The organism is Blautia sp. HA9023, assembly GCF_056504095.1.
In genome coordinates this window covers 388,246-413,931 of the sequence record NZ_JBWLUR010000006.1, presented here as the reverse complement: position 1 = coordinate 413,931, position 25,686 = coordinate 388,246, and the positions used below count along the sequence as shown (strand labels likewise).

The following is a 25,686-nucleotide window of genomic DNA, read 5'->3' as shown; positions in this document are numbered from 1 at the left end:
CAGAAGAAGCTATCGAGAGACAACCTGGATAATGAGGTAGAATTGGAAAGGTGAAGCCTATGATAGAATTTACAAATGTTTCGAAATCCTATAAAGATAAACTGATCCTGCGGGATATCAATATGACATTTTCTTCCGGGGAATTTGTTGCCATCATTGGTTCCAGCGGATGTGGAAAAACAACCCTTCTGAAAATGATAAACAAACTTCTCCCCATGGACCGGGGAGATATTATCATTGACGGAAAATCCATCCGCGAGATCCCCGATATCAAATTAAGAAGAGAAATCGGGTATGTGGTACAGGAAGGCGGACTGTTTCCACATTTTACAGTAAAAGAGAATCTTGAAATTGTTCCCCAGCTTGAGGGACTGGAACCGGAAAAACGGGAACAGCGGATCAATGAACTCCTGGATATGGTAAATCTTGATCCCAAGCTGTACAGCAACAGCTATCCATGTCAGCTTTCCGGCGGACAGCGCCAGAGAGTGGGAGTTGCCAGGGCATTTGCCACAGATTCTGATCTGATCCTGATGGATGAGCCTTTTTCAGCGTTGGACCCACTTACAAGAGAAGAACTGCAGGACGAGATCGTCAAGCTGCAGAAGGAATACCAGAAAACTATTGTATTTGTCACCCATGATATGGATGAGGCTATCAAATGTGCAGACAAGATCTGCTTTATACAGAACGGAACTGTCATACAGTTCGATAAGACAGAAGAGATCCTGAGGCATCCGGCCAATGATTATGTGGAAAAATTCGTAGGAAAGAACCGTTTGTGGGGAAATCCGAAATATATACATGCATCTGACATTATGTGCAAAGAACCATACACACTTTCCAAAGACAGAACTGTGATACAGGCGCTTCAGGTTATGCGCCAGAATGCGATCAACAGTATTTTTATCACAGAGGGAAAATCCAGGGGATTTCTGGGAATCGTCTGGCTGGAAGACTTAAGCAAACTGGATGTGCAGCATATGTCCGCAAGTATCGGGGATATGATCTCATCCGATTATGTATCTGTTTATGAAGAAAGCTCTCTTCAGGAGATCATCGACGAGATCGATTACTATAAATCCGGAATCATTCCGGTACTGAACGAGCGCAGGGAACTGAAGGGGGCACTGACCAAGAGTATCCTTCTTTCGACACTCAGCAAACGTTACAAAAAAGAACAGGAGGGGTGACAGGTGAATACTTTTCTTGAAGTTTTTATGCAGAGAAGAGAAGAGCTGGTCCAGCTTCTTCTGGAACATATTCAGATGACTTCGGCAGCAGTACTGATTTCCATATGCATCGGTATTCCTCTTGGAATTTTTGTAACAAAAAACAAAAAGGCTTCGTCTATTGTGATCGGAATTGCAAATATCATGCAGTCTATCCCAAGTATCGGCCTTCTGGCTTTTCTGGTTCCTGTGGTGGGAATCGGACAGAAGCCGGCCATTATCATGGTTATCATTTATGCCCTGCTTCCGATCATAAAAAATACATATATCGGCATCACCGGTATCCAGCAGTCGGCCATTGAATCAGCCAGCAGCATCGGCCTGACAAAATGGAGGATTTTGTACAAAATACAGATTCCCATCGCAATGCCTTATATTATGGCAGGTGTGCGTATTTCAGCAGTAACAGCTGTTGGAACCGTTACCATTGCTGCTTTTGCAGGTGCGGGAGGTCTGGGATGGCTGATCAATCTGGGCTTAAATGCCAATGATGCGGATCTGGTACTTCTTGGTGCACTGCCTGCCTGTCTTCTGGCCCTGGTGGTAGATTTTGTTCTCGGAAAAGTGGAGAATGCACTGACTCCGGAAGGCCTGAAACCGGTAGACCAGATCACAAACCGTACAAAAGCAGAACGGAAAAGACGAACAGTTATGGCGGTCTGTCTTCTTGTCCTGATCCTGGTAGTTCCATGTTTCGCTTCTGTATACAGTGTGTTCCAGAGAAAAGAAGAGAAAATCGTAATTGGCAGTGAGAACTTTACAGAAGCACTGATCCTGGGAAATATTTACAGCCAGCTGATCCAGGACCAGACAGATATCAAGGTTGAAGAGAAATTTAATCTTAACGGAACCATGATCACTATGTCCGCCATGGAGCGGGGAGATATCGACACATTTACCGATTACACAGGCGTGCTGATTTCCAACGTCCTGAAAGAAGAAATGTCTTCAGATTCGAAGGAAGTCTATGACAGAGTAAAAACAGGCATGGAAGAAAACTACAGCATGCAGGTATCCGATTCTCTGGGATTCAGTAATACCTATGTGTTTGCAGTCACTTCGGAGACAGCAGCGCAGTGTCATCTCACAAAGCTTTCCGAACTTCTGGCTCAGGCGGGCAGCCTGAAACTGGGCTGCACAACAGCATTTACCCAGCGTGAGGATCTTCTGCCCAAGCTAAAAAAAGAATTTCAGGTATCCTTTAAAGAAGTGAATGGTCTGGAAGGAAATATCCGTTATCAGGCACTCACATCTGGAAAAGTGGATGTGATCGATGCTTTTGAGACCGATGCCATACTGAAAAAGATGGATCTTGTGAAACTGGAAGATGATATCGAGTTTTTTCCGCCGTATCAGGCTGTGTCCATTACCAGGAATGAAACCCTGAAAAAATATCCGCAGCTTCAGGAAGTTATGGATATGATGGAAGGAGCTATCACCACAGAAGAGATGATGGATATGAATTACCAGGTAGATGTAGAGGGAAAAACTCCGAAAGAAACAGCTGTGGAATTTCTGAAAGAAAAAGGAATGATAGAATAAATTTTTAAGCGGTCTGAAATTAGGCCGCTTTTTTGGGAATATTTTGTGAAAATCGCACCTTGACATAAAGCCTTCCTCCGGGTGTATCATATGCAGTGTTAAAGGAGGTAGACTATTATGTTTGAGACATTACAGGAAAAGACAGAAGAGAAAGCAATGGTGCAGTTCCTTGAACGCTTTACAGATTATCCATTTCTGGTAAAGTTCAAGAATTCCGAGTATCATATCGGAGAGGGTGAACCTACATTTACGGTGAATTTTAAGAAAGCGATTCCTCTTGCAGATCTGATGAAAAGTACGTCCCTTGCGCTGGGCGAGGCGTATATGAGAGGGGATCTGGATATTGAGGGAAATCTTTATGAGGCACTGGATCATTTTCTGGGACAGATGGGGAAATTTTCTACCAATGAGTCTGCTCTGAAGAAGATCATGTTCAGCTCAACATCCAAGAAAAACCAGGAAAAGGAAGTAACCAGCCATTATGATATTGGCAATGATTTTTATAAATTATGGTTGGATGAGACGATGAGTTATTCCTGTGGATACTTTATTCATGAAGATGATACATTGTATCAGGCACAGGTAAATAAAGTTGATTATATTCTTAAGAAATTACATCTGGAAGAAGGCATGAGCCTTCTGGATATTGGCTGTGGCTGGGGTTTTCTGCTGATCGAGGCGGCGAAGAAGTATAAGATCCACGGTACCGGCATCACTTTAAGCCATGAGCAGTATGCGGAATTTCAGAGAAGGATCAAAGAGCAGGGACTGGAAGATTACCTTACCGTAGAGCTGATGGATTATCGTGATCTTCCCAAGAAAGAGTATCAGTTTGACCGTGTTGTCAGTGTTGGTATGCTGGAGCATGTTGGCCGTGACAATTATCAGCTGTTTCTTGATTGCGTGGAGAAAGTTCTGAAACCAGGTGGACTGTTCCTGCTTCATTTTATCAGTGCCCTGAAGGAGCACCCGGGTGATCCGTGGGTTAAGAAATATATTTTCCCGGGCGGAACCGTTCCGAGTTTACGTGAGATCCTGAACCATATGGCAGAGGATAATTTCCATACTCTGGATATCGAGAATCTCCGTCTGCATTACAATAAGACACTGCTTCACTGGGAAAAGAATTTCCGTGATAACATTGAAAAAGAGAAAACCATGTTTGACGAAGAATTTCTGCGTATGTGGGATCTCTACCTGTCTGCATGTGCGGCAACTTTCCATAATGGAATTATCGATCTTCATCAGATCCTTATGACAAAAGGAATCAACAACGATCTGCCAATGACACGGTGGTATTGATCTTCCCTTAAGCAAGATCAAAATCAGTATCCGAAAAATAACATATATGAATATAAAAACCTCCCGAAACAGTCAGCAGTTAAAAATGCTGTACTGTTCCGGGAGGTTTTTTATCATAACAGATTGCTTCGGAGAAATGAGAGACTGACATCATACCCTCGGTGCAAGGAGCAGCTTTTCAAAATCTTCCTCACACATAGGACGGTAATACAGGAATCCCTGGATCTCATCGCAGCCTTCTTTTTTCAGAAATTCGGCAATATCTTCTGTTTCCACACCTTCGCATACAATGGATTTTCCCATGCGTTTCAGCATATGGAAGACTTCCTGAAGAACGATCTTTGCATTTTCCGTAAGGGAATCGCCAAGGAATTTCCGATCGATCTTTACTTCATTGAACAGCAGATCTTTTAAGGTATTCAGGGAAGAATATCCGGAGCCGAAATCATCCATGGAAATCTGAATATTATGCTGCTTCAGGCCACGGATCACACGGTTGACGGCCTCGGTATTGTTTACATAGGTGGATTCCGTGATCTCAAAAGTAAGGCGTGAAGTGTCCACCTGATAGGTGCGGATCAGTTCGCAGATCTTTTTGACAAAATTTTCCGGTTCCTCAAAGTGCAGTGGAGAGACATTCAGGGAAATGCGAAAATCTGCCGGAAGCTGAATGGAAAATTTCTGAAGCCATCGGAAGGTTTTTTCATAAACATAATAATCCAGACTGATGATAAAACCATTCTGTTCAAATAATGGAATGTACACAGCCGGGGACCAGAGCGTTTTTTCGTCACGGAGCCAACGGACGAGGACTTCCGCACTGGAGATTTTTCCGTTGGTGGGAGATACTTTGGGCTGAAAATAAATCTGAAATTCTTCATTTTTCAGAGCCTGATGGAAGGAATGGAGAATTTCTGCCTGCATTTTTTCCTGCCGGTCAATTTCCCTTGAATAGATGCAGCAGGGCGGAATCATTTTTTTGGAGAGCCGCCTTGCCACATTTGCACAGGACAGTACGGTTTCCGGTGAGGTTTCGGCATCCGGGATAAAGCAGATTCCGGAGTTTGTGCGGAAGAAATTAACGTGGTAGGTATTGCGGATGCGCTGGCTGATCTGCTGATCAAGTTTTGCGATCTGGGACAGAAGCGCTTCACTGGTAAGGTCCGTAATATCTGCAATGCTGACAAATACATCGGAGAAAAAGCGGGTGGTAAGGATGGTAAAGGAAGCTCCTGCCAGCTCTTCATAGACAATATTCAGAATTTCGTCTCCAAGGGAATATCCGTATTTGTCATTGATGTAATGAAAATTTTCTATGTCTGTGGAGATCAGGGCGATGGAGAGGGAACTTCCGGTACTTTTCTGGATCTGCCGGATCTTTTCAGAAAGGGCTTCCGAAGAGATGGCAGGGATTACCGTATTGCGGGAATGGGTGGAAGGGGCAAGTTCCCGGATAGCAGCAATTTTCCTGCTGGCTTTGTCCTGGTACATTTTTTTGTCTGCGGCATTGATCAGATCTTCCATCATAAAATAGTGATTCTGGAAACTGACTTCATATCCGATGGCATAACTTAAAGGCAGTGTAGTTCTGGTGTTGTATTCCTGAACAAGGGAATCCAGTTTCTCTGCCATATGCTGAAGCTCGGAGAGGCTGGTGTTCTGCTGGATCAGGATGAACTCATCTCCGCCATAGCGGGCCAGAAAACTGTCAGAATCCAGGATCCGGGTGAGACAGTAGGTGAAGGTCTGGATAAATTCATCGCCTTTTTCATGTCCGTAAGTGTCATTGACATATTTCAGATTGTTCAGATCAAACATCATGACGCCAACGCCAAAAGTGCTTGGGCGGTTACTTAAGTCCTGAACCAGCTTTTCCAGGGATGTTTTGTTGTGGACACCGGTGATATCCCGAAATGCCTTTACGATAAGACGGGAGAGAAGTTCTCTCTGGATCAGGGAAAGCGCCAGGGTCACAACCAGAAGTGCCAGAGCTGCTTCCATAAGATGAAGTATGGGATAGTAGGATACTTCCGGATCCTGAAGAAATTTCAGAAGATAAAGATCCATAATCAACAGGATCACAAGCGCAAGCAGGGTGCCTTCGCAAAGATGAAGTACACTTTTTTCTTTTTTCATGGGTAAAATAAATCTCCTTGTTTATTGATAAATAAAATTGAGCAGGCTTTTTCAGGCCTGCACGATGATCATTTTTGTAAAATCCTGACTGATACCGATTTTGCTTTCCTGTATGCGGACGATGTAAGAGCCGAGAAGGATTGATACGATCCGTACAGTTGCGCCTTCGATAAACCCCAGGGTTTCCAGATAATGGCGGTCCCCTTCATTCCCGCATATTTTCTGAATGATATAATCGGTGTTGATATCAGCTAAATTCAGTGGCATGATTCCTCCATAAAAAGCTGTATGTGAACAGTGAAAGCGGAAAGATATCCGCCAACATAAATTAGTTACAACTAACATTATAACGCGCAGAGATTTTGTGTCAATGGTTTTGGAAAAATAAGAAACATTTTGTCATACAGGACGACAGGTGAAGGTGTTTGTGTTATGATAAAAAAGCATAGAGAAGATCCAATGCAGATAAAAAATAAGTTTAGGAAGATAAGCGGGAATCCTCGGTAATTCAATTGCCGAGATGAAAGCGTAAACTGTGCATATCTGCACATTATAAGTAAAATATATTTATTTTTTTACTAAAAAATGCTGTATCCAGCTTTATTAAAAAAGAAAATATGTTCGGCATTTTATTGTGATATTCTTAATACTATGCTATACTATATGTATGAAGGAGAATCTTATACATTACCGCACTTGTGTGTGCAATATTAATTACCATATGGTATGGTCAGTGAAATACCGGCGGAAGATATTGAATGCGGAGATTGAAGCATATCTTCAGGAGCTGGTGCAGGAGATCGCAGCGGATAAAGGTTTTACCGTCCATTTGTTTGAATGCGGGGAAGGAGACCATGTGCACTGTTTTGTGTCTGCTCCTCCCAAATTATCCATAACTGCGATCGTGAAATATCTGAAAGGGATCACCGGCAGGAAATTATTCGAACGTTTTCCGGAAATAAGAGAACAGCTTTGGAAAGGAGAGCTGTGGAACCATTCCTATTATGTGGAAACGGTCGGGTCTGTGTCGGAAGAAAATATCCGCAGATATATTGAGCATCAGAGTAAAGCTTATTGAGATCATAGAGGTGGGAAATGCTGTTGTCAAAGAAAACATCCATAAAGGTCAGTCAGGAATATGCAAACGTCATCGGACATATGTGTTATGCGGCATCCAAGCTCTGGAATGTCTGTAATTACGAACGTCAGCATTACAAAGAAATGGGAATGGAGAAATACCCGGACTGGTATTATCAGAAAAAATCCCATAGAGAGGATCTGTGGTATAAACAGCTTCCATCTCAGACAGCCCAGGAAGTCTGCAAGCTGCTGGATAAAGCATGGAAATCTTTTTACGCCTTGAAAAGATCCGGAGGGATTGAGAATCCCAGACCACCGCGGTTTAAACAGGAAAGTATCCCCATTACCTATATGCAGATGGGAATTGTACATGAATGGGACACAGAAAAAGTCCGTCTGTCCCTTCCAAAAGCATTAAAAAGATATATGGAAGAAACGTATCAGATCCATGAGAACTTTCTTTATCTTGAAAATAAGATTTTCAGGGGCATGGATCAGATCAAACAGTTGCGGATCTACCCACCGGAAAAAGGTGAATGTAAAGTTATTGTTGTTTATGAGATTTCAGAGAGGGAAGAACTTTCGCAGAATGGACACTATCTGTCAGTTGATCTGGGACTTCATAATCTTATGACATGCTATGATTCCGGGAATGGGAATACATTTATCCTGGGCAGAAGATATCTTGCATTGGAAAGATATTTTCATAAAGAGATTGCAAGGGTGCAGGCACAATGGTATGGACAGCAGTCTGTGAAGGGAATAAAACATCCAGTCACATCAAAACATATTCGCAGATTATATCAGAAAAAGCAGAACTCGGTAACGGATTATCTACACAAGATCACAAGATACTTTGCAAAATACTGCCGTGAACAGGGAATTACCTGTGTTGTGGCAGGGGATATCCGGAATATCCGGAAAGGAAAAGACCTGGGACACAGAACAAACCAGAAGTTCCACAATCTGCCGTATAACAGGCTCTATAGCATGATGGAATATAAGCTTAAGATGTACGGGATCCGTTTTGTAAGACAGGAAGAAAGCTATACCAGCCAGTGCAGTCCGCTGTCACCAGAGGTGGAAAAAAGATATGCACAGCCATGCAACCGAAAACAAAGGGGACTGTACAGGGACAGAAACCGGAAGTATAACGCAGATGCTGTAGGTGCATATAACATCCTGAGAAAATATCTCTCCGTATCCGGAGAGAAAAAGGAACTGTCCGTAACCGGACTAAAAACGCCAGAAATAATAAAAGTAGCTGTATAGCTCTAAAGAGCAAACAGTAGTGGTGTCATGGACGCACCCTGAAAAGGCGGTATCCCGCCTTAATTCAGATGCTCTGGTAACTCAGTTGCCGAGTAGTTCACAAAAACGCTGTATAAGGAAGATGAACAAAAGCGTTTTGCGTCAAGCGGATATTCGCAATCCGCTTCGCTGCGTAGCTCTACACCAAATAACTGCAGGAGGGTGAAAACATGGAAAAGGGAACAGTAAAAAGAAGGATTTTTCTTTCAAATGCACTGATGGTGCTGGTGACGCTTCTGATCTTTCTGGCTATTAATCTGGCAGTGGTGAAGATTTATGCGGAATCAGTGGAAAAAGAACTGAAGACATCTATAGAAGACCTTATTGATGGAAGTGGCACATCGAATTTTTCGGATTCTGACAATGTAAAATACCAACATAAGGATGGCCGGGAACTTCTCGGAGATCTGGATGATTTTCTGGAAAGCTGGACAATCCACAGAAATGAGTTTATCCTTTTATTTGGAGCAGATGGAATTATCTGTATCCTTGTACTTTTACTGATCAGCCAGATTTTCACACGGAATCTGGAGAAAAATATTATGGAGCCTCTGGACCTTCTGGCACAGGGTGCAGACCGCATCCGGCACAACGATCTGACAACGGAGATCCGGTATGTGGGAGATGCGGAATTTGAGGATGTGTGCATCACCTTTAATCATATGCAGGAGCACATTTTGCGGGAGCAGGAGAAGAACCGGAAATATGAGAAAGCCAGAACAGATATGATCGCCGGAATCTCCCATGACCTGCGTACGCCGCTGACTGCCATCCGGGGAACGATCAAAGGACTTATGGACGGCATTGCGGCAACTCCGGAAATGCAGGAGAAGTTTTGCAGGCTGCATACCGTCGGACCGGAGATATGGACGGACTTCTGAACCAGTTGTTCTATGTTTCAAAGATCGAAACCGGAAATATGCCCCTTTCTGTTCAGAAAATAGAGATTGCTGATTTTATCCGGAATTATGTGAACGGAAAGCAGGAACTTCTGGATAAGGAAAAAGAGCAGATGCAGGCAGAAACAGGGGATATTCACCTGGATGTCGATGCAGATCCGGAACAGCTGCAGCGTATTTTTGACAATCTTCTGGAAAACAGCCGGAAGTATGCAGAACGTGATGTGCTGAAAACAGAACTTTCCTTGAAAAGAACAGAAGGTGGCGTGGAGATCTGTTTCCGTGACAATGGTGTAGGTGTTCCGGAGGAAAAACTGCCCTATGTATTTGATGAATTTTACAGAGGCGATGAGTCCAGAAACAAAAAAGAAGGAAACGGCCTTGGACTGGGAGCCGATGATTATATTTCGAAGCCTTTTGACCCGGCGGAGCTGGTGGCAAGAGTGAATGCAAATCTGCGCCAGTACCAGCGGATGGTGGAGAAATTTGCCAACAAAGGACCGGATGCGTCCGAGGAGATCCAGGTGCAGGATCTCCGGATCCGGGCAGGATGGGACAGGAACATCCGGAAATGTTGTAAATTCGGATGGAACAGAACTTACACAGACAAGAAAGGTCCTCAGTACCCAGGACTGGCATAAGAAATTTGCGGACAAATTTACCGATACAGTGGTTTCTACAGATACATCATACACAAGTCCCAATCTGTCCATTCAGATTTCTCATCATCAGTACGATTCCGGAACTGTGGATAACACACACGGTGGCAGTTATGCAAAATACGGAAGTAAAATTTCCTATGTGCTGGCGGATATTTATATTGGTGATATTACCTGCTTCCAGACTGCGTTTGCACAGGATACCTATGGAATTGGCTATACGGAAAAACTTACGGATATGTCTGCAAGAATGAAATCCATATTGTCGGTCAACGGAGATTCCTACAGCAACAACCGTCATAAGAATAATGGTACGATCATACGAAACGGTGTGATCTACCGCAGCCAGCAGTCCGGTGAGGAAACCTGTGTTCTCAACTGGGACGGAACAATGGATATCTATCAGCCGGGGCAGCTGGATGAGCAAAAACTGATCGGCAGAGGTGCTTATCAGAGCTGGATCTTTGGGCCAAGTCTGCTGGATGCAAATGGAAAGGCGAATGATAAATTCTGGATCTGGACTTACATTCGCCGGTCTCATCCGCGGACTGCCATCGGGTATTTTGAACCGGGACATTACTGCCTGCTTCTTGTGGACGGGCGGCAGCAGAACTCCAGGGGAATGTTCCTGGATGAGATGGCAAAGGTGTTTGAGGATCTTGGCTGTAAGGTGGCTTATAATCTTGACGGCGGCCACTGTTCTTTTATGGAAATGAACGGAAAAGTGGTCAATGATCCTTACAAACCGGAGCATGAGATCGAAGATGGAATTTTTATTACGGAGGGATCTTTATGAAGATATTAAGCACAATAAGAAAAATTCTCCTGCATGTCTGTGTTGTATGCAGCCTGGTTTCCATAACAGCAAAAATCCTGGACTGGTATAATCCGTATATGGATTTTTACGGACATGTGGGAGGGCTTCAGATGGTGTTATATTTTGTGGTGATAGTGCTGGCAGTGACAGAAGGCGGAAGTATCATTTCAGGAAGAAAATCCCGCAGACATGTTGAAGAAAGAAGGTTGCATAATCATTCCGAAAGATTTATCATAAATCCTATGTAGAGTATCAGGGCAAAATTTCGTCCCCGGTATTCCTGTGATTATAAATACAAAGAAGATCAGGTTTCAGTTTCTCTGACATTTTCCTGTATGTCAGAAATCGGGGCCTGATTTTTGGCGTATGAGGATGATGGAGTGTAGCAAAATGTATTATGATCTGACAAAAGGCAGGATCGGCAAATGTCTGATCCTGTTTGCGCTGCCTATGATCGCGGGTAATCTTCTGCAGCAGTTTTATAATATTGCGGATACCCTGATCGTAGGACGTGTGCTTGGAAAAAATGCGCTGGCAGCCGTTGGTTCTGCCTATACTTTGATGACGTTTCTGACATCTGTTTTTCTGGGACTGAGTATGGGTTCTGGTGCTCTTTTTTCGATTTATAAGGGAAAGGGCAGTGACCGGGAGCTGCGGCTTTCTGTTGTCCATGCTTTTGGACTGATCATGGGTGTAACGGTGCTGTTAAATGTGCTGGTGTACCTTTTTACGGACCCGATCCTCTGGTTCCTGCGGGTGCCGGAAGAAGTGTACGATGGGATGAAAACATATCTGCTTGTGATCTTTGCAGGGCTTGTGGCAACATCCCTTTATAACTTTTTTTCCTGCCTTTTAAGGGCTCTTGGTAATTCCACGGTGCCTCTTGTTTTTCTGGCGGTTTCCGCTGTCCTGAATATTGGACTGGATCTTTTGTTTGTGGCGGTTCTTCCCTGGGGGATTGCAGGTGCGGCCTTTGCTACGGTGATCGCTCAGTATGTGTCAGGAATCGGGATTACCATTTATGTGCTGCATTCCTGCAAAGATCTTCTGCCTGGAAAAGAGGAGCTTTGTTTTGACCGGGGGATTCTTGGTGAGATCGTGAATCTTTCTTCTCTGACCTGTCTGCAGCAGTCAGTGATGAATTTTGGTATTCTGATGGTCCAGGGATTGGTGAACAGTTTCGGGGCTACGGTGATGGCTGCTTTTGCGGCTGCTGTGAAGATTGATACTTTTGCCTATCTTCCGGTTCAGGATTTTGGAAATGCCTTTTCTACATTTGTGGCGCAGAATTATGGTGCCGGGAATCAGGAGCGTATCCGCAAGGGTACCAGGGTGGCTTTTGCCATGAGTATCGGGTTTAGTGTGATGATCTCAGTGCTGGTGTGTCTGTTTGCCGGGCCGCTGATGAAGATTTTTGTCAGTGGGAAAGAGGTGGCCGTGATTGCTGCGGGGGTGAAGTATCTCCGGATCGAGGGTGCGTTTTATCTTGGGATTGGCTGTCTGTTTCTGCTGTATGGTTATTACCGGGCGATCAAGCGGGCGGAGATGTCGGTTGTGCTGACGGTGATCTCCCTGGGACTTCGTGTTCTGCTGGCTTATGTTCTTTCTGTTGTGTTCGGTGAGGTGGGAATCTGGGTGGCGATTCCCATTGGCTGGGTGATGGCAGATGTTACGGGGATTGTTTATATGCGGCGGACGTGGTAGTTATTTGTGGCCGTTGTCGTATAGCTGCTGGATGTCTTTCGGGAGGTTGTCCGGGAGCATCTGGCGGATCTTGTCTTCGTTTCCTTCTTTCATGGCCTGGTCGTAGTACCAGCATTTGTATTTGAGCATATCGAGGGTTTTATTGAGTCGTAGGATTTCCTGTTCTACGGCTTTTTTTCTTGTCTCGAAGAGTTCTTTGCGGTTCTGGTAGGTGCTGCTTCCCTGGTTGCACCATTCGAAGAATTGTTTGATGCCTTTGATTTCCAGGCCGGAGGCTTTGAGGCATTCGATCATGCGGAGGGCTTCCAGTTCGTGGTCGTTGAATTTGCGGATGCCGGATTCGCGTTTGAGGTTGGGGAAGAGGCCTTCTTTGTCGTAGTAGCGTAGGGTGGAGACGGGGAGATGGAACATCTCGGATACCTGGCCGATGGTGTACATGGGGATTCCTCCTTTGGGTTTTTGTTTTTATTTTATGATAAATGGTGGGGGGATGCAAGTATAGGACGTGAATAGGACGCCGTGGAGTGTGCATCGGTTCTGGCTGGGGCTTCGTCGGGGGCTGGCTTCTAGGCTGCCGGGAATCTGCTAAAAGCGTTTTACAAAAGTCCGAACTCGCGTCTTGCAGCCGCTCAAACAGCGAACTTTTGTAAAACAACGCAGATTTCCGCCAGCCAAGAATCAGCTCCCCTCCTGCAGAGTCAGCCAGAACCGATGCACACTCCACGGCTGGTTATTCAGGGCGGGAGGGTTGGGTGGCTTTCGCGGTTGGGTGTTCAGGTTGGGAGATTTAGGGTGGCTGCTCGGGGGTTGGATGAGGCATCAGCGCTGCGCTGGATGCCTGGGTGGAAAGGCTGAGTTTCCTTGTGGTTTGGCGGGAGTGGATGTCGGATTATGGGATAATTTTTGGAATAGTTTTGGATGATTTTTGGGGTGATGCGTGGTATGGTTATTATATCTTATAAGATCTTTGTCTGTATGGACATTCTTGGAGCTTCATGTTCTGGAGCGTTTTCCATTTGGAGTTACTGTAGAGTTTGTGAAAATCCGTTTTATGGGGTTTTTATGTTTGGGTGATGTGGTATAATTTTATATACCAGTAGGAGTGTTAATGACCAACAATACTATATTCGATGATGTTTTCCGGACAATGGTGGAGAAGATGACTTATCTGGTGGTTCCGCTTATTAATGAGGTGTTCCATACCGCATATCCGGAGGATGTTAAGATTGTTCAGCTTCGTAATGAACATCAGTTGGAAGATGGGGAGATTATTACCGACTCCTGTCTGAGGATTGGCGATATGTTGTATCATATTGAATGCCAGAGCCTGGATGATGAAACAATGGCGGTCAGGATGGTTGAGTATGACTTTGCGATTGCATTGGAACACAGAAAAAAGTTGATGGGAGATATTGCGTAGAATTTCCCAGATCTTGCGTACTATATTTGAGAAGCGGAAAAAGGACACCGGATTTTCTGGAGGTAGAGTTAATCCTTCCGGATTCTCAGATGTGTGTATATCGGGTTCCAACTGTGAAAGTGGAGCATTATACAAAAGATAGTATTTTTGAGAAAAAGCTTCTGATGCTGCTTCCATTTTATATTATGAGATATGAGAAGTCTGCGGATATAATAGAGAAAGATTCGGAAAAACTTCAGAGATTATTAAGTGAATATGAAGATATACGTAATAAACTGGGGAAGGAAATTTCGATTTCCGGGAGGTCAGAGTTGTATACAGATCTGAACAGGCTGATTATCAGAATATCGGATTATGTTTTCAGGAATAAAGAAAAAGTTCGGAAAGGAGTTGGCGAGGTTATGGGTGGAAAAGTTTTGCAGTTGGAATCTGAGAGGCTTCGCGAGGAAGGAATGGCGATTGGAAAAGCGGAAGGAAAAGCAGAGGGTGAAGCAAGATTGAGTGCACTGATCAATCGATTGTTTCTGGAGGGGCGGTCGGATGAAGTGCAGCGTGTGGTGACGGATGTAAAATGGCGTCAGAAGCTGTATGGTGAGTATAATCTGTAATAAGTGATGTGTGAGCTATAAACAAAAAGTTAAGGGGATATTTTATGTGGATTTGTGCCAATGATGAGAGGATTCGATATACAGGGAGGATTGACTGTAGGGTGGAGGCGGAGCCGGTCTGGGTGTTTCCGGGGTCTTCGGCGGAGTTTTGGTTTTCAGGGGAGGTGCTGAGGATTCATGTGGAGAATTTTAATGAGTACTGGCAGAATTATCTGGGGTGTATTCTGGATCAGGTGCAGTCGGCGTTTTATTTGAAAAAGTCCGGTGAGACGGTTATTGAGGTTAGGGTGCCGGAGAATGAGTCTGGGGTGCATCATGTGTTGTTTTTTAAGAGGCAGGATGGGTGTCATGAGCTGAAGATTCTGGGGTTTGAGATTGGGGATGGTGAGAGATTGATTGAGCTGCCTCCGGTTTCGGAGCGTAGGATTGAGGTTTATGGGGATTCGGTTTCTGCCGGGGAGTCGGTGGAGGCGATTGATTTTATTGGTAAAACGGATATGGAGCATGAAGGGGGTTTTTCTAATTGCTGGTTTTCTTTTCCTTGGATGACGGCGAGGATGCTTGGGGCGCGACTTCATGATATTGCTCAGGGCGGGATCGCGCTGATGGATGGTCATGGGTGGTTTCACAGGCCAGAGCAGACTGGAATGGAGACTGCGTGGGATAAGATTCATTATAACACCATGCTTGGGGAGATGACGGAGTGGGATTTTTCGAAATTTGTTCCCCAGGTGGTGATCGTGGCTCTGGGCCAGAATGATAATTATCCGGTGGATTATATGAAAGTGGAGGCTGAGAAGAAAGCACAGGGTGTCTGTGTTCACGAACAGGAACCGGATCAGGAGCAGGTGACGCAGGTGGAGAAGAGTTATTCATATTGTTGTGAGATGGCTGACAGGTGGCGGAGTCACTATGGGGATTTTCTGAAAAAGCTCCGTGGTGTTTATCCGGAGGCGTGGATCGTCTGCTGTACGACTGTTTTGCAGCATGATAAGAGCTGGGATGATGCTATTGACCGGGTTGTAAATTCTGTGAAAGATGAGAAGATCTCACATTTTCTGTTCAGCAGAAACGGTGTGGCTACGCCGGGGCATCCCCGTATTCCGGAGCAGTTTGAGATGGCGCAGGAAATGGCAGATTATATTGAAAATGTGCTGGGTGTATATAAAAATAAATGAGATACGTAATGTGCAGCTGCAGACAAAAGAGATTATATTTTTGAAACTGAATTGCGTAAGATCAAGGTTGACGTAAAAAATCGCATATAGTATACTGTGGATGTTCATCGGAGGGTTGATTGTTCGACGGAAACAATGGCTGGATAAGATGACAGGCTGAGATGTCTGTTGCTTATCCAGCTTTTTTAACGTTTATTAAGAAGAGGAGGATAAGAATGGAAAAAAACAACACTTTTACACAGGGCAAGATCCTGATGACGCTTACCAATCTTGTGAGCAGTTTTGCCATGGGAACGACAGTGCTCCTGGGACAGCAGATTGGCTGTGGAGAGCGGAAACAGGGAGGACGGACAGTAGGAACGGCTATTGTGATGTTTACGGTGATCGCACTGGTCATGACTGCGGTGCTTGTGATTTTTGCACCACAGGTAAGCAGCATTATGAATGCGCCGGAGGAAGCTTTTGACAAAACAGTTGCTTATGTGCGGATCTGTGGCGGCGGTATGCTGGTGATCGTGGCGTACAATCTGATCGGCTGTATTTTTAGGGGGATCGGAGATTCCAGAACGCCGCTGTTTACGGTTGCCGTTGCATGTGTATTCAATATTGCAGAGGATCTGATCCTCTGTGCGGGATTTAAGATGGGAACGTCAGGAGCTGCTTTTGCAACTGTATTTGCACAGATCATCAGTGTGATCGTTTCCTTTGGCGTTATCCGCAAAAAAGAGCTGCCTTTTGAAATGCATAAAACGGATATCGGGGTCCACGGCCGGACTCTCCGGAAAATGGTGGGGCGGTTTCTTTTGCCATTGGTGTTGGAATGTTTTTCCTGTCATTTTTCCATGGAAATGTGCTGGCGGGAATTTTTTCCTCCGATGCAATGGTCATCGAGGCAGCGGCAGATTACCTGAAAGCTTATGCCATTGACTGTCTGTTTACGGCAATCTTTTTCTGCTATATCGGATTTTATAATGGAATCGGTATGACGAAGTTTGTAATGATCCAGGGAATCATAGGTGCTTTCTGTGTGAGAGTTCCGGTGTCATGGTTTATGAGCCGCAGAGCCGGTGCGACGCTGTTTGATATCGGGCTGGCAACACCGTTTTCTTCGATCCTGCAGCTGGTGCTGTGCCTGGGATGTATGTTATATCTGAGAAAGAAAAAATGGGTATAGGATACCGTGTAAACGTTTTCAGGAATGTGGTCTGTCCGTCTGCAAAAAACTGTGCTAAAATGAGCAAAGAGGATTTTGTCAGAGAAGGATATGATTAAAGAGACAGAATGTGGAAGTCCCACTGACAAAATAAAACCAGAAAAGTAATGTAGATCATAAAGACGAGGAGGAAATATCATGGAGAATATTTTTCACAGAGTAAGTATCCGTAAATATGAAGATAAACCCGTGGAGAAAGAGAAAATCCTTCAGATCCTGAAAGCCGGTATGCAGGCGCCAAGTGCATGTAATCAGCAGCCGTGGGAGTTTTATGTTGTGACAGATAAGGAGAAGATCAGGGAACTTTCCAAAGCGACTCCTTATTCCGGATGTGCGGCAGGTGCGCCGGTTGTGATCGTTCCGGTATATCGGAAAGAGGGACTGGTTGTGCAGGACATGGCGCAGATCGACATGTCTATCGCCCAGGAAAATATCTGGCTGGAAACGGATGCGCTGGGACTTGGCGGCGTTTGGATCGGAATCGCGCCGATGCAGGATCGCATGGATCTGGTCCATGATATTCTGAAACTTCCGGAGAATGTGGAAGTTTTTTCCCTCTTTGCCCTGGGATATCCGGCAGAGAGCAGGAAGCAGCAGGATCGTTTTGACGAGAGCAGGATCTACTTTGTAGAATAATGTATGCATCGGGCTGTGTCAGAATACAATGAAGAATGGCAGAACATATGGTTTTCTGGTACAGCAAGACAGATGTGATAGATAGTAGAACAGAATTGAGGACAGAAAAATGGAACATATAGCAAGAGACGAAGCATTTGCATTATTAAAAAAATACAATAAAGATCCTTTTCACATCCAGCATGCACTGACTGTGGAGGCAGTGATGAAATGGTATGCAAAAGAGCTGGGCTATGGCGATGACGCAGAATACTGGGGCATTGTAGGTCTGCTCCATGATATTGATTTTGAACTTTACCCGGAAGAACACTGCCTGAAAGCACCGGAACTTCTCCGTGAGGCAGGTGTGGGAGAAGATATCATTCATGCGGTGGTTTCTCATGGATATGGAATTACTGTTGGCTGTGGAGCTACCATTGAGACTGCGCCGGAGCATGAGATGGAAAAAGTCCTTTTTGCAGCGGATGAGCTCACCGGTTTGATCTGGGCAGCGGCGCTGATGCGTCCGTCCAAGAGTACCAAGGATATGGAGCTGAAATCCCTGAAAAAGAAATATAAAAGCAAAGGTTTCGCGGCAGGCTGTTCCAGAGAAGTGATCCAGCGAGGCGCAGATCAGCTGGGCTGGGATCTTGCGAAACTTCTTACTATGACACTTCAGGCTATGGCAGAAAGCGAAGATGAGATTCAAAAAGAGATGGATGCGGAAGAAGCCTGAATATAGTGAAAGACACCAATAAATCTTCTGATATTTTGTGCAAAATACATTTTGCAGAGCCGGGATTTTTGCGATAAAATATAAGTATAGGAACCGAAAAACTGCATTATGAAAGAGGTGAAGGGTATGAAGGAATACGAGATCATTATTGAAACTATTAATCCCTGTGGTGGTGATCGCCATTCTCAGCAAGAGATCGTTGAAGCAAAGATTGAGAGCCCGGAAGCTTATGTCAAAGAAAAAGGAAGATTTCCAATCATTGATAAGATTGAGAATCCCGACGGCGGGGTTGTGATCGTGACCGGTGATGGAAAAGGATACATGGTAAGATATACATTTTCTGAATAATGGGTAATGCGGCGTATGTGACGGAAAACGGATCATAAAGTGGAGTATGGATCTGTTTTACATATATGCCGCATTTTTATTGCTTTTTCGTGATCGGGCCAAAAAATCCTTGACCTAAAGCAAGGAGCTTGGAGTTGGTTTTAACACCCCATCCATTATCCGTTTTCCATTTGAAAAAATGGTGCGGGAGAATAAGAATGTAAATCTGGTGCGGCTGAACCTGGATGAGGCAGTGATACCGGAGAGCTTTGGTAAAAGGGGAATCGGGATCAACCGGGATCTTTGTGAGAGCTTGGATGATATCAGGAAGAATATGTAATAGGAGGGGAGAATCTTATGGAGCAGAAACAACGTCTCGATTATCTTGTAGAAAAATTTAAAGAGGATTCTGGAGAATACAGTGATCTTGCAGTACCGGATTCCGAGCCGGAGAAACGAAGGATCCTCCGGTCTTTAATGAATATCCGCATGCCCCGTCATCTGGATGCTGAGGTGCAGGAAGTACAGGATGCATTTCTTCAGGAAGATGCCCGGGAAAAAGGAATCGTGACTCTGGACCAGATTCCCACAGTAAAAGACAGCTGCAACAGCAGAGATGTTTTTGCAGAAAAAATCTCTATCTGGCAGGGAGACATTACCAGACTTCAGGTGGGAGCTATTGTCAATGCTGCAAACTCCCAGATGCTGGGGTGTTTTGTTTTTGGCATGATGAGCCCTCCTTGTTTATTGAATGAAAGTATGAAATAGGATTTCAGCACAAAAAAAGACACCAAATATGCCCCGGCCATCAGACATCAGCCAAAGCGATATTTAGTGTCAGAAAAATCCATATTCAATTTGCGCGAGGATTATTATAGCAGATTTTTTCAGGAAAAGTAAAGAGAAAAATTCTGCGAGAAATAGATGCCTTTTATTTTTGAAATTGAAATCTGCACAAAAAAACGTATGCAAATTTATAAAATATGTATAAATTATTTGTTGAAATTTTATAAAAAAAGGAGTAAAACATTAGATAAATAAAAAAGAGAAATGCATGGAACAGGACAGACCACAAAAAGCATGCCGGATTACAGAGAGCCGCAGGCTGATGAGAAGCGGCAGAAGGTATTTTGTGATATCACCTGGGAGCATCCCGCTGAATAGAAAGGTTAAGTAAGCCGGGACGTAGTCTTCACGTTACAGAAGAGGCTGTTTGATATGACAGTAATAAGTGGTCGCATTTAGCAATAAATACGATAATACAAAGTGGTACCACGGAACATTCCGCCTTTGTTATCCGAAAGGATAGCAAGGGCGTTTTTTGATGCAATAACTGTTTTACGGTCATTGTATCATGTATAAAAAACACAAAGGAAAGAGAGTTGATATTATGAACGGAATAACAATGATGATCATAGCCATTGTAGTTCTCGGAGGCGCATATCTTCTGTATGGCCGTTATCTCCAGAACAAATGGGGTATTGATCCGAAAGCAAAAACTCCTGCTTATGAGCTGGAGGACGGAGTTGATTATGTACCGGCTGATACAAATGTAGTATTTGGCCATCAGTTTGCATCCATAGCAGGTGCAGGCCCGATCAACGGACCTATCCAGGCCGCAATTTTCGGCTGGCTGCCGGTTCTGCTCTGGATCCTCATCGGTGGTGTATTTTTCGGAGCTGTGCAGGATTTTGCATCCATGTACGCATCTGTAAAGAATAAAGGACGTACCATCGGATATATCATCGAAGCGTATATCGGAAAGCTTGGAAAAAAATTATTCCTTTTATTCTGCTGGCTGTTCTGTATCCTGGTCGTTGCAGCATTTGCAGATGTTGTAGCAGGAACCTTTAACGGATTTGTCGCAAATGATGCAGGAGCTGTTACAAAGGTAGCGGCAAACGGAGCTGTTGCAACCACTTCCATGTTATTTATATTTGAGGCTGTTGCACTTGGATTTTTCCTTAAATATACAAAGTTCAATAAATGGATCAACACTGCAGTTGCAATTTTACTTCTGGTAGCAGCAATTGTACTGGGACTTAATTTCCCGATGTATGTAAGCCTTGGAACCTGGCATATCATCATTTTTGTATACATCCTGATCGCCAGTGTCGCTCCTGTATGGGCACTGCTTCAGCCACGTGATTATCTGAACAGTTATCTTCTGATCTTTATGATCGTTGGTGCGGTTATCGGTGTATTTGTAGCCAATCCTTCCTGTAACCTGAAGGCATTTACAAGCTTTAACGTAGACGGACAGTATATGTTCCCGATCCTGTTTGTAACCATCGCCTGTGGTGCTGTTTCCGGTTTCCATTCACTGGTATCCTCCGGTACTGCATCCAAGCAGATCAAAAATGAGAAAAATATGCTTCCTGTTTCCTTTGGAGCAATGCTGATGGAAAGTATGCTTGCCATCATCGCACTGATCGCAGTTGCATCCTTTGCAGACGGTGAGGCAGCAGCACAGGGGCTTACAACACAGCCGCAGATTTTTGCAGGTGCTATCGCAAACTTCCTTTCTGTAGTTGGCCTTCCACATTCACTGGTATTTACCCTGATCAACCTTGCAGTATCTGCATTTGCACTGACCTCTCTTGACTCTGTAGCCAGAGTCGGACGTCTGTCATTCCAGGAATTTTTCCTTGATTCTGATACAGATGAGGAAAACATGAGCCCGTTCCTGAAGGTGGTAACAAATAAATATTTTGCAACAGTTATCACACTGGTACTTGCCTACATGCTTACAAAAGTAGGCTATGCGGAGATCTGGCCGCTGTTCGGTTCCGCAAACCAGCTGTTATCTGTACTCGCTCTTGTAGCCTGCGCGGTATTCTTAAAGAAAACAAAACGTCAGGGCTGCATGCTCTGGATCCCGATGGTATTCATGATGGCAGTTACCTTCACAGCACTTGGCATGACCATCACAAAGCTTTCAAAGGCACTGGTAACAACAGGGCTGGATCTTGGAAACACCTTACAGCTTGTATTTGCAGTATTACTGCTGATCCTTGGTGTACTGGTAGCGATTCAGGGTGTGAAGAAGTTGCTTGAGAAGACAGATGATAAAAAAGCAACAGCATAATATTATCGGATGAGATCACGGATATCTGTTTAGCTGAAGAGGCATGAGTCATATAAAAGGCTCATGCCTTTTTGCATCCATGGAACCTTGAGATATCTAGAGACGATTTATGACCTCATGTGCCTGCATTCATTGGGAGTCATTCCGAATTGCTTCTTAAAAGCAGTCTGAAAGTGGCTTTGGCTGGAGAAACATAAAAAGGTGCTGATCGTACTGATGGATTTGTTGGTATATTGCAGCAATTCTTTACCTTCTTCCAGCTTACAGCGCAAAATAAATGCGCTGACAGAAAAACCAAGGGTCTTTTTAAAATAAGCAGAGAAATAGGATCTGCTGAATCCGACATAGGCTGCAACATCACCTACCGTAAGATGCTGGTTTGTGTTTTGCTGAATGTAACGGATCGCTTTCTGAATGCATTCGTCTGTGGAGACGGGTGCTTTTGAATTTGCTACTTTTTCCGCAAAAGAATATCCGATTTTTGACAGAAGGTCATACAGTCTCTCAATGCTGTTCAGCCTCTCTGAGGACTGGATAAAATAATCGGAAAGCTTATAAGCGCTGTCATAATCCAGGCCACCCTCTATTGCAGCCCTGGTGCAGATGGTAGTGGTAATGATTATGTCATTCCTAAGCTGACGAAGCGCAGTAGAGCCGGTAATACCGAGATGATAATTGCTGTCACTGAATTCAATATTTTTAAATCCCCGGTAGTTACCGGTCCGTACAAGTCGCAAGATCTGTTCTTCAATTGCATAAGTCTGATTATGCTGTTCGTTCTCCTTGGTCTGGTAGGTTTCCTCCAGTAAGGAAGCATCTGTCAGCGATATCTGCATAGAAGTGTCCGACTCTGAAGCTGTCAGATGCTCAAGAGTCAGTAATTCTTCATGGATACAATAATTAAGGAACAGACATTTTTTTAATAAGGAATTCATGGAAAGACAGGGAATCTGGCGGAGAAAGCTGTTAAAGTCCCTGCGCTCACTGTTTGGAACTGTGTAATCCCTGTATAATTGCTGCAGGTCAGATTCTGTGTATGGAATATTAGTTACCGGTCCGAAAATAAGGGCTCCGTTTTTCAGATGATCTATCTTCAATGAACAGAAAAAAATGCCATATTTCGTGGTGCAGTATGAAATTCTTTTTCCTGAATCCAGAAGCTCCTCTGTATATTTCTCCGGGGGATAGGTCAGGTCCGTCTGTTTCGGCATACAGAAGATACAGTTTCCACCTTCAAAAAGATACATCGGAATGTTGGAATCCAGATAATACATTTTAATAAAATCTATCAGATTATATGAATCTTTCATAACAACCCCCCATATCATGCATTTTATATGTTCCATCGTAATTAATTTTTCCATATAAGTCAATAAAAAAACGCTCAATAAAAGTATAAAAATATAAAAAATAGTTTAAATATGAAATAAATATATGCTGCTTCAGGCTATTATAAAATCACGATAAAGATAAGACCGGACAGAACGAAATCATACATATAGCATCGTAATAAACGGAGGTAATAGCATGAAGAAAGAGAAAATCCAGGAGCTGATCTCCCGGATGACATTGGAAGAAAAAGCAGGAATGTGTTCCGGAGCCGACTTCTGGCATCTTAAGGGGATCGAACGCCTTGGAATTCCCCAGGTGATGGTAACAGACGGACCTCACGGAATCAGAAAACAGGCAGAAGAAGCCGATCATCTTGGAATCAATGAGAGCGAGAAGGCAGTCTGCTTCCCGGCCGGCTGTGCAACTGCATCCAGCTTTGACCGAGATCTGATCCGCAGACAGGGAGAAATCCTTGGCCAGGAATGCCAGGCAATGAATGTCAGCACGATCCTGGGACCGGCAATGAACATCAAACGTTCCCCATTATGCGGAAGAAATTTCGAGTATTATTCAGAGGATCCATTTGTGTCTGCAGAAATGGCAGCAGCAATGATCGAAGGTGTGCAGAGTAAGCATGTGGGAACAAGCGCAAAACACTTTGTGGCAAACAATCAGGAAAAACGACGGATGACAAATTCCTCTGATATGGATGAGCGGACATTAAGAGAAATCTATCTGGCATCCTTTGAGGGGGCTATGAAAAAATCAAAGCCATGGACTGTCATGAGCTCCTATAACCGCATCAATGGAAAATTTGTCGGAGACAGCAAGGAATACCTGACAGATATCCTCAGAGAGGAATGGGGATTTGACGGATATGTGGTTTCCGACTGGGGTGCGGTCAACGACAGGGTTTCTTCACTGTCAGCAGGACTGGATCTGGAGATGCCTCCGGGGGATTACGAAAATGACAGACTGATCGTAAAGGCTGTTCAGGAAGGTAAGCTTGATGAAAAGACTGTGGATCTGGCATGCGAGAGAATCCTGGATGTGATTTTCCGTTATACAGAGAACCGTGATGAAAACGCTGTATTCGAATATGAAAAGGATCACAAGGCAGCAGCCGATATCGCAGCGGAATGTATGGTACTCCTGAAAAATGATAACCATATCCTTCCTCTGAATGCAGAAAAAAAGATCGCTTTTATCGGAAAATATGCCAGAGAACCGAGATATCAGGGCGGCGGAAGCTCTCATATCAACAGCTGGAAGGTGGAATCCGCACTGGAAGCTGCAAAAGCAATTCCGGAGCTTGCAAATGTAACCTTTGCAGAAGGCTATCAGGATGAAAAAGATGAGGTTGTAAAAGATCTTCAGGATGAAGCAGTCAGAACAGCGGCGGATGCTGACGTTGCAGTTCTGTTCCTGGGGCTTCCGGACAACTTCGAATCAGAAGGCTATGACAGAAAGCATATGGAGCTTCCGAACTGCCAGAATGAACTTGTACAGAAGATCCTTGAAGTGCAGAAGCATGTGGTAGTTGTCCTTCACAACGGTTCTGCTGTACTTATGCCATGGAAGGATCAGGTAGAGGGTATCCTTGAGGCATATCTTGGAGGAGAGGCAGTTGGAAGAGCAACGGCAGAGATCCTCGCAGGCAAAAAAAATCCATGCGGACGCCTGGCTGAAACCTTCCCTCTTCGTCTGGAAGATACCCCTTGCTATCTGACTTACGGAAAAGGCTTTGACAATGCTGATTATCAGGAAGGTGTGTTTGTAGGCTATCGCTATTACACCTCCAGAAAAATGAAAACAGCATTCCCGTTTGGTTACGGATTATCCTACACAACCTTTGAATACAGTGATTTTCAGCTTGATAAAAAAGAAATGTCTGATAAAGATACTTTAGAAGTAAGCGTCAAGGTAAAGAATACCGGAAACCGTGCAGGTAAAACAGTAGTTCAGCTTTATGTAGAAGCACCGGAGACAGAAGTTGTCCGTCCGGTCAGAGAACTGAAAGGATTCGAAAAGATTTTCCTGGAAGCAGGAGAAGAGAAGACAGTTACATTTACACTGGATGAGAGAGCATTCGCTTACTGGAATACATTGATCCATGACTGGTATGCAGAGGAAGGAACTTATAAAGTGATGATCGGTGAAAATGCAGATCAGATGTGCAAAGGTGAAGAGATCACAGTACATACTACGAAAGAACTTCCAAAGACCTATTCATTAAATACCTGTCTTGGAGAGCTGATGCGTGATCCGAAAGCACAGGCTGTGATGGGACCTTTCATGCAGGGAATGGCACAGAATGATGCAGCAAAAGATATGGCAGAAGCACAGGAGAACGATACATCCGGAGCCGTAAATCAGGAAATGATGGCTGCGATGATGGAAGGAATGCCCCTTCGTCAGTTGTTAAGCTTCGTTCCCGGAATCAAAAGAGAAATGCTGGAACAGATGGTTGATGCTTTAAACGCTTAA

The 25,686-nt window shown here is 44.2% G+C and carries 23 protein-coding genes, 3 pseudogenes and 1 other annotated feature; of the genes and pseudogenes, 22 read left to right on the top strand and 4 right to left on the bottom strand.

Annotated elements, in window-relative coordinates; genetic code table 11:
- Positions 1 to 59 precede the first annotated feature (59 nt).
- The 3 genes from AC04Q6_RS06015 to AC04Q6_RS06005 all read left to right on the top strand — a co-directional run bounded on the left by AC04Q6_RS06015 (position 60) and on the right by AC04Q6_RS06005 (position 4,076).
- Positions 60 to 1,193 (top strand): ABC transporter ATP-binding protein, encoded by a 1,134-nt coding sequence (locus AC04Q6_RS06015; protein WP_021975819.1) that lies wholly within the window; start codon positions 60 to 62, stop codon positions 1,191 to 1,193.
- A gap of 3 nt (positions 1,194 to 1,196) precedes the next feature.
- On the top strand, positions 1,197 to 2,774 hold the full coding sequence (locus AC04Q6_RS06010; RefSeq protein ID WP_207661872.1) for an ABC transporter permease/substrate-binding protein: 1,578 nt from the start codon (positions 1,197 to 1,199) through the stop codon (positions 2,772 to 2,774).
- Positions 2,775 to 2,891: 117 nt separating this feature from the next.
- Positions 2,892 to 4,076 (top strand): SAM-dependent methyltransferase, encoded by a 1,185-nt coding sequence (locus tag AC04Q6_RS06005; protein ID WP_021975817.1) that lies wholly within the window; start codon positions 2,892 to 2,894, stop codon positions 4,074 to 4,076.
- Between the two features lie 150 nt (positions 4,077 to 4,226).
- On the opposite strand, the gene AC04Q6_RS06000 is transcribed toward AC04Q6_RS06005, so the two are convergent.
- The gene (locus tag AC04Q6_RS06000; protein ID WP_118070916.1) at positions 4,227 to 6,212 is read right to left on the bottom strand and encodes an EAL domain-containing protein; all 1,986 of its coding nucleotides are present in this window, start codon (positions 6,210 to 6,212) and stop codon (positions 4,227 to 4,229) included.
- A gap of 51 nt (positions 6,213 to 6,263) precedes the next feature.
- Positions 6,264 to 6,479 (bottom strand): FeoA family protein, encoded by a 216-nt coding sequence (locus AC04Q6_RS05995; protein ID WP_021975815.1) that lies wholly within the window; start codon positions 6,477 to 6,479, stop codon positions 6,264 to 6,266.
- Between the two features lie 400 nt (positions 6,480 to 6,879).
- Here AC04Q6_RS05995 and tnpA point away from each other — a divergent pair, with 400 nt between their 5' ends.
- The 8 genes and pseudogenes from tnpA to AC04Q6_RS05955 all read left to right on the top strand — a co-directional run bounded on the left by tnpA (position 6,880) and on the right by AC04Q6_RS05955 (position 12,682).
- Complete coding sequence (gene tnpA, locus AC04Q6_RS05990) at positions 6,880 to 7,290, top strand: IS200/IS605 family transposase (RefSeq protein WP_202030833.1); 411 nt, start codon at positions 6,880 to 6,882, stop codon at positions 7,288 to 7,290.
- 17 nt (positions 7,291 to 7,307) lie between these two features.
- Entirely contained in the window at positions 7,308 to 8,564 is a 1,257-nt protein-coding gene (locus AC04Q6_RS05985) for an RNA-guided endonuclease InsQ/TnpB family protein (RefSeq protein WP_243003898.1), read from the top strand.
- Positions 8,565 to 8,773: 209 nt separating this feature from the next.
- On the top strand, positions 8,774 to 9,484 hold the full coding sequence (locus tag AC04Q6_RS05980) for a histidine kinase dimerization/phospho-acceptor domain-containing protein (RefSeq protein ID WP_021975873.1): 711 nt from the start codon (positions 8,774 to 8,776) through the stop codon (positions 9,482 to 9,484).
- Positions 9,469 to 9,831 (top strand): annotated as a pseudogene (locus AC04Q6_RS05975) (sensor histidine kinase); the annotation flags it as partial. The gene AC04Q6_RS05980 and the pseudogene AC04Q6_RS05975, both read left to right, overlap by 16 nt.
- A 63-nt stretch (positions 9,832 to 9,894) precedes the next feature.
- A pseudogene (locus AC04Q6_RS05970) lies at positions 9,895 to 9,976 on the top strand (DNA-binding response regulator); the annotation flags it as partial.
- A 12-nt stretch (positions 9,977 to 9,988) separates the two neighbouring features.
- Positions 9,989 to 10,957, top strand: coding sequence for a phosphodiester glycosidase family protein (locus tag AC04Q6_RS05965; protein WP_242997128.1), 969 nt, complete (start codon positions 9,989 to 9,991; stop codon positions 10,955 to 10,957).
- A complete protein-coding gene (locus tag AC04Q6_RS05960; RefSeq protein ID WP_118071809.1) occupies positions 10,954 to 11,226 on the top strand; it encodes a hypothetical protein in 273 nt (90 codons plus the stop codon). The genes AC04Q6_RS05965 and AC04Q6_RS05960 overlap by 4 nt, the downstream gene beginning before the upstream one ends.
- A gap of 142 nt (positions 11,227 to 11,368) precedes the next feature.
- A complete protein-coding gene (locus AC04Q6_RS05955; RefSeq protein ID WP_021975877.1) occupies positions 11,369 to 12,682 on the top strand; it encodes an MATE family efflux transporter in 1,314 nt (437 codons plus the stop codon).
- Here AC04Q6_RS05955 and AC04Q6_RS05950 read toward each other — a convergent pair whose 3' ends face one another.
- Positions 12,683 to 13,120 carry a MerR family transcriptional regulator gene (locus tag AC04Q6_RS05950; protein WP_021975878.1) on the bottom strand — a complete coding sequence of 146 codons (438 nt, stop codon included), beginning with the start codon at positions 13,118 to 13,120 and terminating at the stop codon, positions 12,683 to 12,685. It abuts the gene before it with no gap.
- Positions 13,121 to 13,790: 670 nt separating this feature from the next.
- Between AC04Q6_RS05950 and AC04Q6_RS05945 the strand changes: the two genes are divergently transcribed.
- The 10 genes and pseudogenes from AC04Q6_RS05945 (at position 13,791) to AC04Q6_RS05900 (ending at position 21,867) form a co-directional block, all read left to right on the top strand.
- Positions 13,791 to 14,102, top strand: a complete 312-nt coding sequence (locus tag AC04Q6_RS05945) for a hypothetical protein (protein WP_118071808.1) — start codon at positions 13,791 to 13,793, stop codon at positions 14,100 to 14,102.
- Positions 14,103 to 14,128: 26 nt separating this feature from the next.
- The gene (locus tag AC04Q6_RS05940) at positions 14,129 to 14,710 is read left to right on the top strand and encodes a hypothetical protein (RefSeq protein ID WP_118071807.1); all 582 of its coding nucleotides are present in this window, start codon (positions 14,129 to 14,131) and stop codon (positions 14,708 to 14,710) included.
- 44 nt (positions 14,711 to 14,754) lie between these two features.
- Positions 14,755 to 15,888 carry an SGNH/GDSL hydrolase family protein gene (locus AC04Q6_RS05935; RefSeq protein ID WP_118071806.1) on the top strand — a complete coding sequence of 378 codons (1,134 nt, stop codon included), beginning with the start codon at positions 14,755 to 14,757 and terminating at the stop codon, positions 15,886 to 15,888.
- A gap of 215 nt (positions 15,889 to 16,103) precedes the next feature.
- Positions 16,104 to 16,799, top strand: a complete 696-nt coding sequence (locus tag AC04Q6_RS05930) for an MATE family efflux transporter (protein WP_178087529.1) — start codon at positions 16,104 to 16,106, stop codon at positions 16,797 to 16,799.
- On the top strand, positions 16,739 to 17,062 hold the full coding sequence (locus AC04Q6_RS05925) for an MATE family efflux transporter (protein ID WP_242997127.1): 324 nt from the start codon (positions 16,739 to 16,741) through the stop codon (positions 17,060 to 17,062). The genes AC04Q6_RS05930 and AC04Q6_RS05925 overlap by 61 nt, the downstream gene beginning before the upstream one ends.
- Positions 17,063 to 17,239: 177 nt before the next feature.
- Positions 17,240 to 17,737: a nitroreductase family protein gene (locus AC04Q6_RS05920; RefSeq protein ID WP_118061831.1), complete on the top strand. Its 498-nt coding sequence runs from the start codon at positions 17,240 to 17,242 to the stop codon at positions 17,735 to 17,737.
- 109 nt (positions 17,738 to 17,846) lie between these two features.
- Positions 17,847 to 18,452 carry a hypothetical protein gene (locus AC04Q6_RS05915; protein ID WP_021977529.1) on the top strand — a complete coding sequence of 202 codons (606 nt, stop codon included), beginning with the start codon at positions 17,847 to 17,849 and terminating at the stop codon, positions 18,450 to 18,452.
- A gap of 126 nt (positions 18,453 to 18,578) precedes the next feature.
- On the top strand, positions 18,579 to 18,800 hold the full coding sequence (locus AC04Q6_RS05910; RefSeq protein WP_092069892.1) for a hypothetical protein: 222 nt from the start codon (positions 18,579 to 18,581) through the stop codon (positions 18,798 to 18,800).
- Positions 18,801 to 19,136: 336 nt separating this feature from the next.
- Positions 19,137 to 19,499 (top strand): annotated as a pseudogene (locus AC04Q6_RS05905) (macro domain-containing protein); the annotation flags it as partial.
- A gap of 326 nt (positions 19,500 to 19,825) precedes the next feature.
- Positions 19,826 to 20,074: a binding site (T-box leader), on the top strand.
- Between the two features lie 95 nt (positions 20,075 to 20,169).
- Entirely contained in the window at positions 20,170 to 21,867 is a 1,698-nt protein-coding gene (locus AC04Q6_RS05900; RefSeq protein WP_118071803.1) for a carbon starvation CstA family protein, read from the top strand.
- A 107-nt stretch (positions 21,868 to 21,974) separates the two neighbouring features.
- Here the strand turns inward: AC04Q6_RS05900 and AC04Q6_RS05895 are convergent, their stop codons facing one another.
- A complete protein-coding gene (locus AC04Q6_RS05895) occupies positions 21,975 to 23,177 on the bottom strand; it encodes a helix-turn-helix domain-containing protein (protein WP_178087528.1) in 1,203 nt (400 codons plus the stop codon).
- Between the two features lie 217 nt (positions 23,178 to 23,394).
- Here AC04Q6_RS05895 and AC04Q6_RS05890 point away from each other — a divergent pair, with 217 nt between their 5' ends.
- Positions 23,395 to 25,686 (top strand): glycoside hydrolase family 3 C-terminal domain-containing protein, encoded by a 2,292-nt coding sequence (locus tag AC04Q6_RS05890; RefSeq protein ID WP_118071801.1) that lies wholly within the window; start codon positions 23,395 to 23,397, stop codon positions 25,684 to 25,686.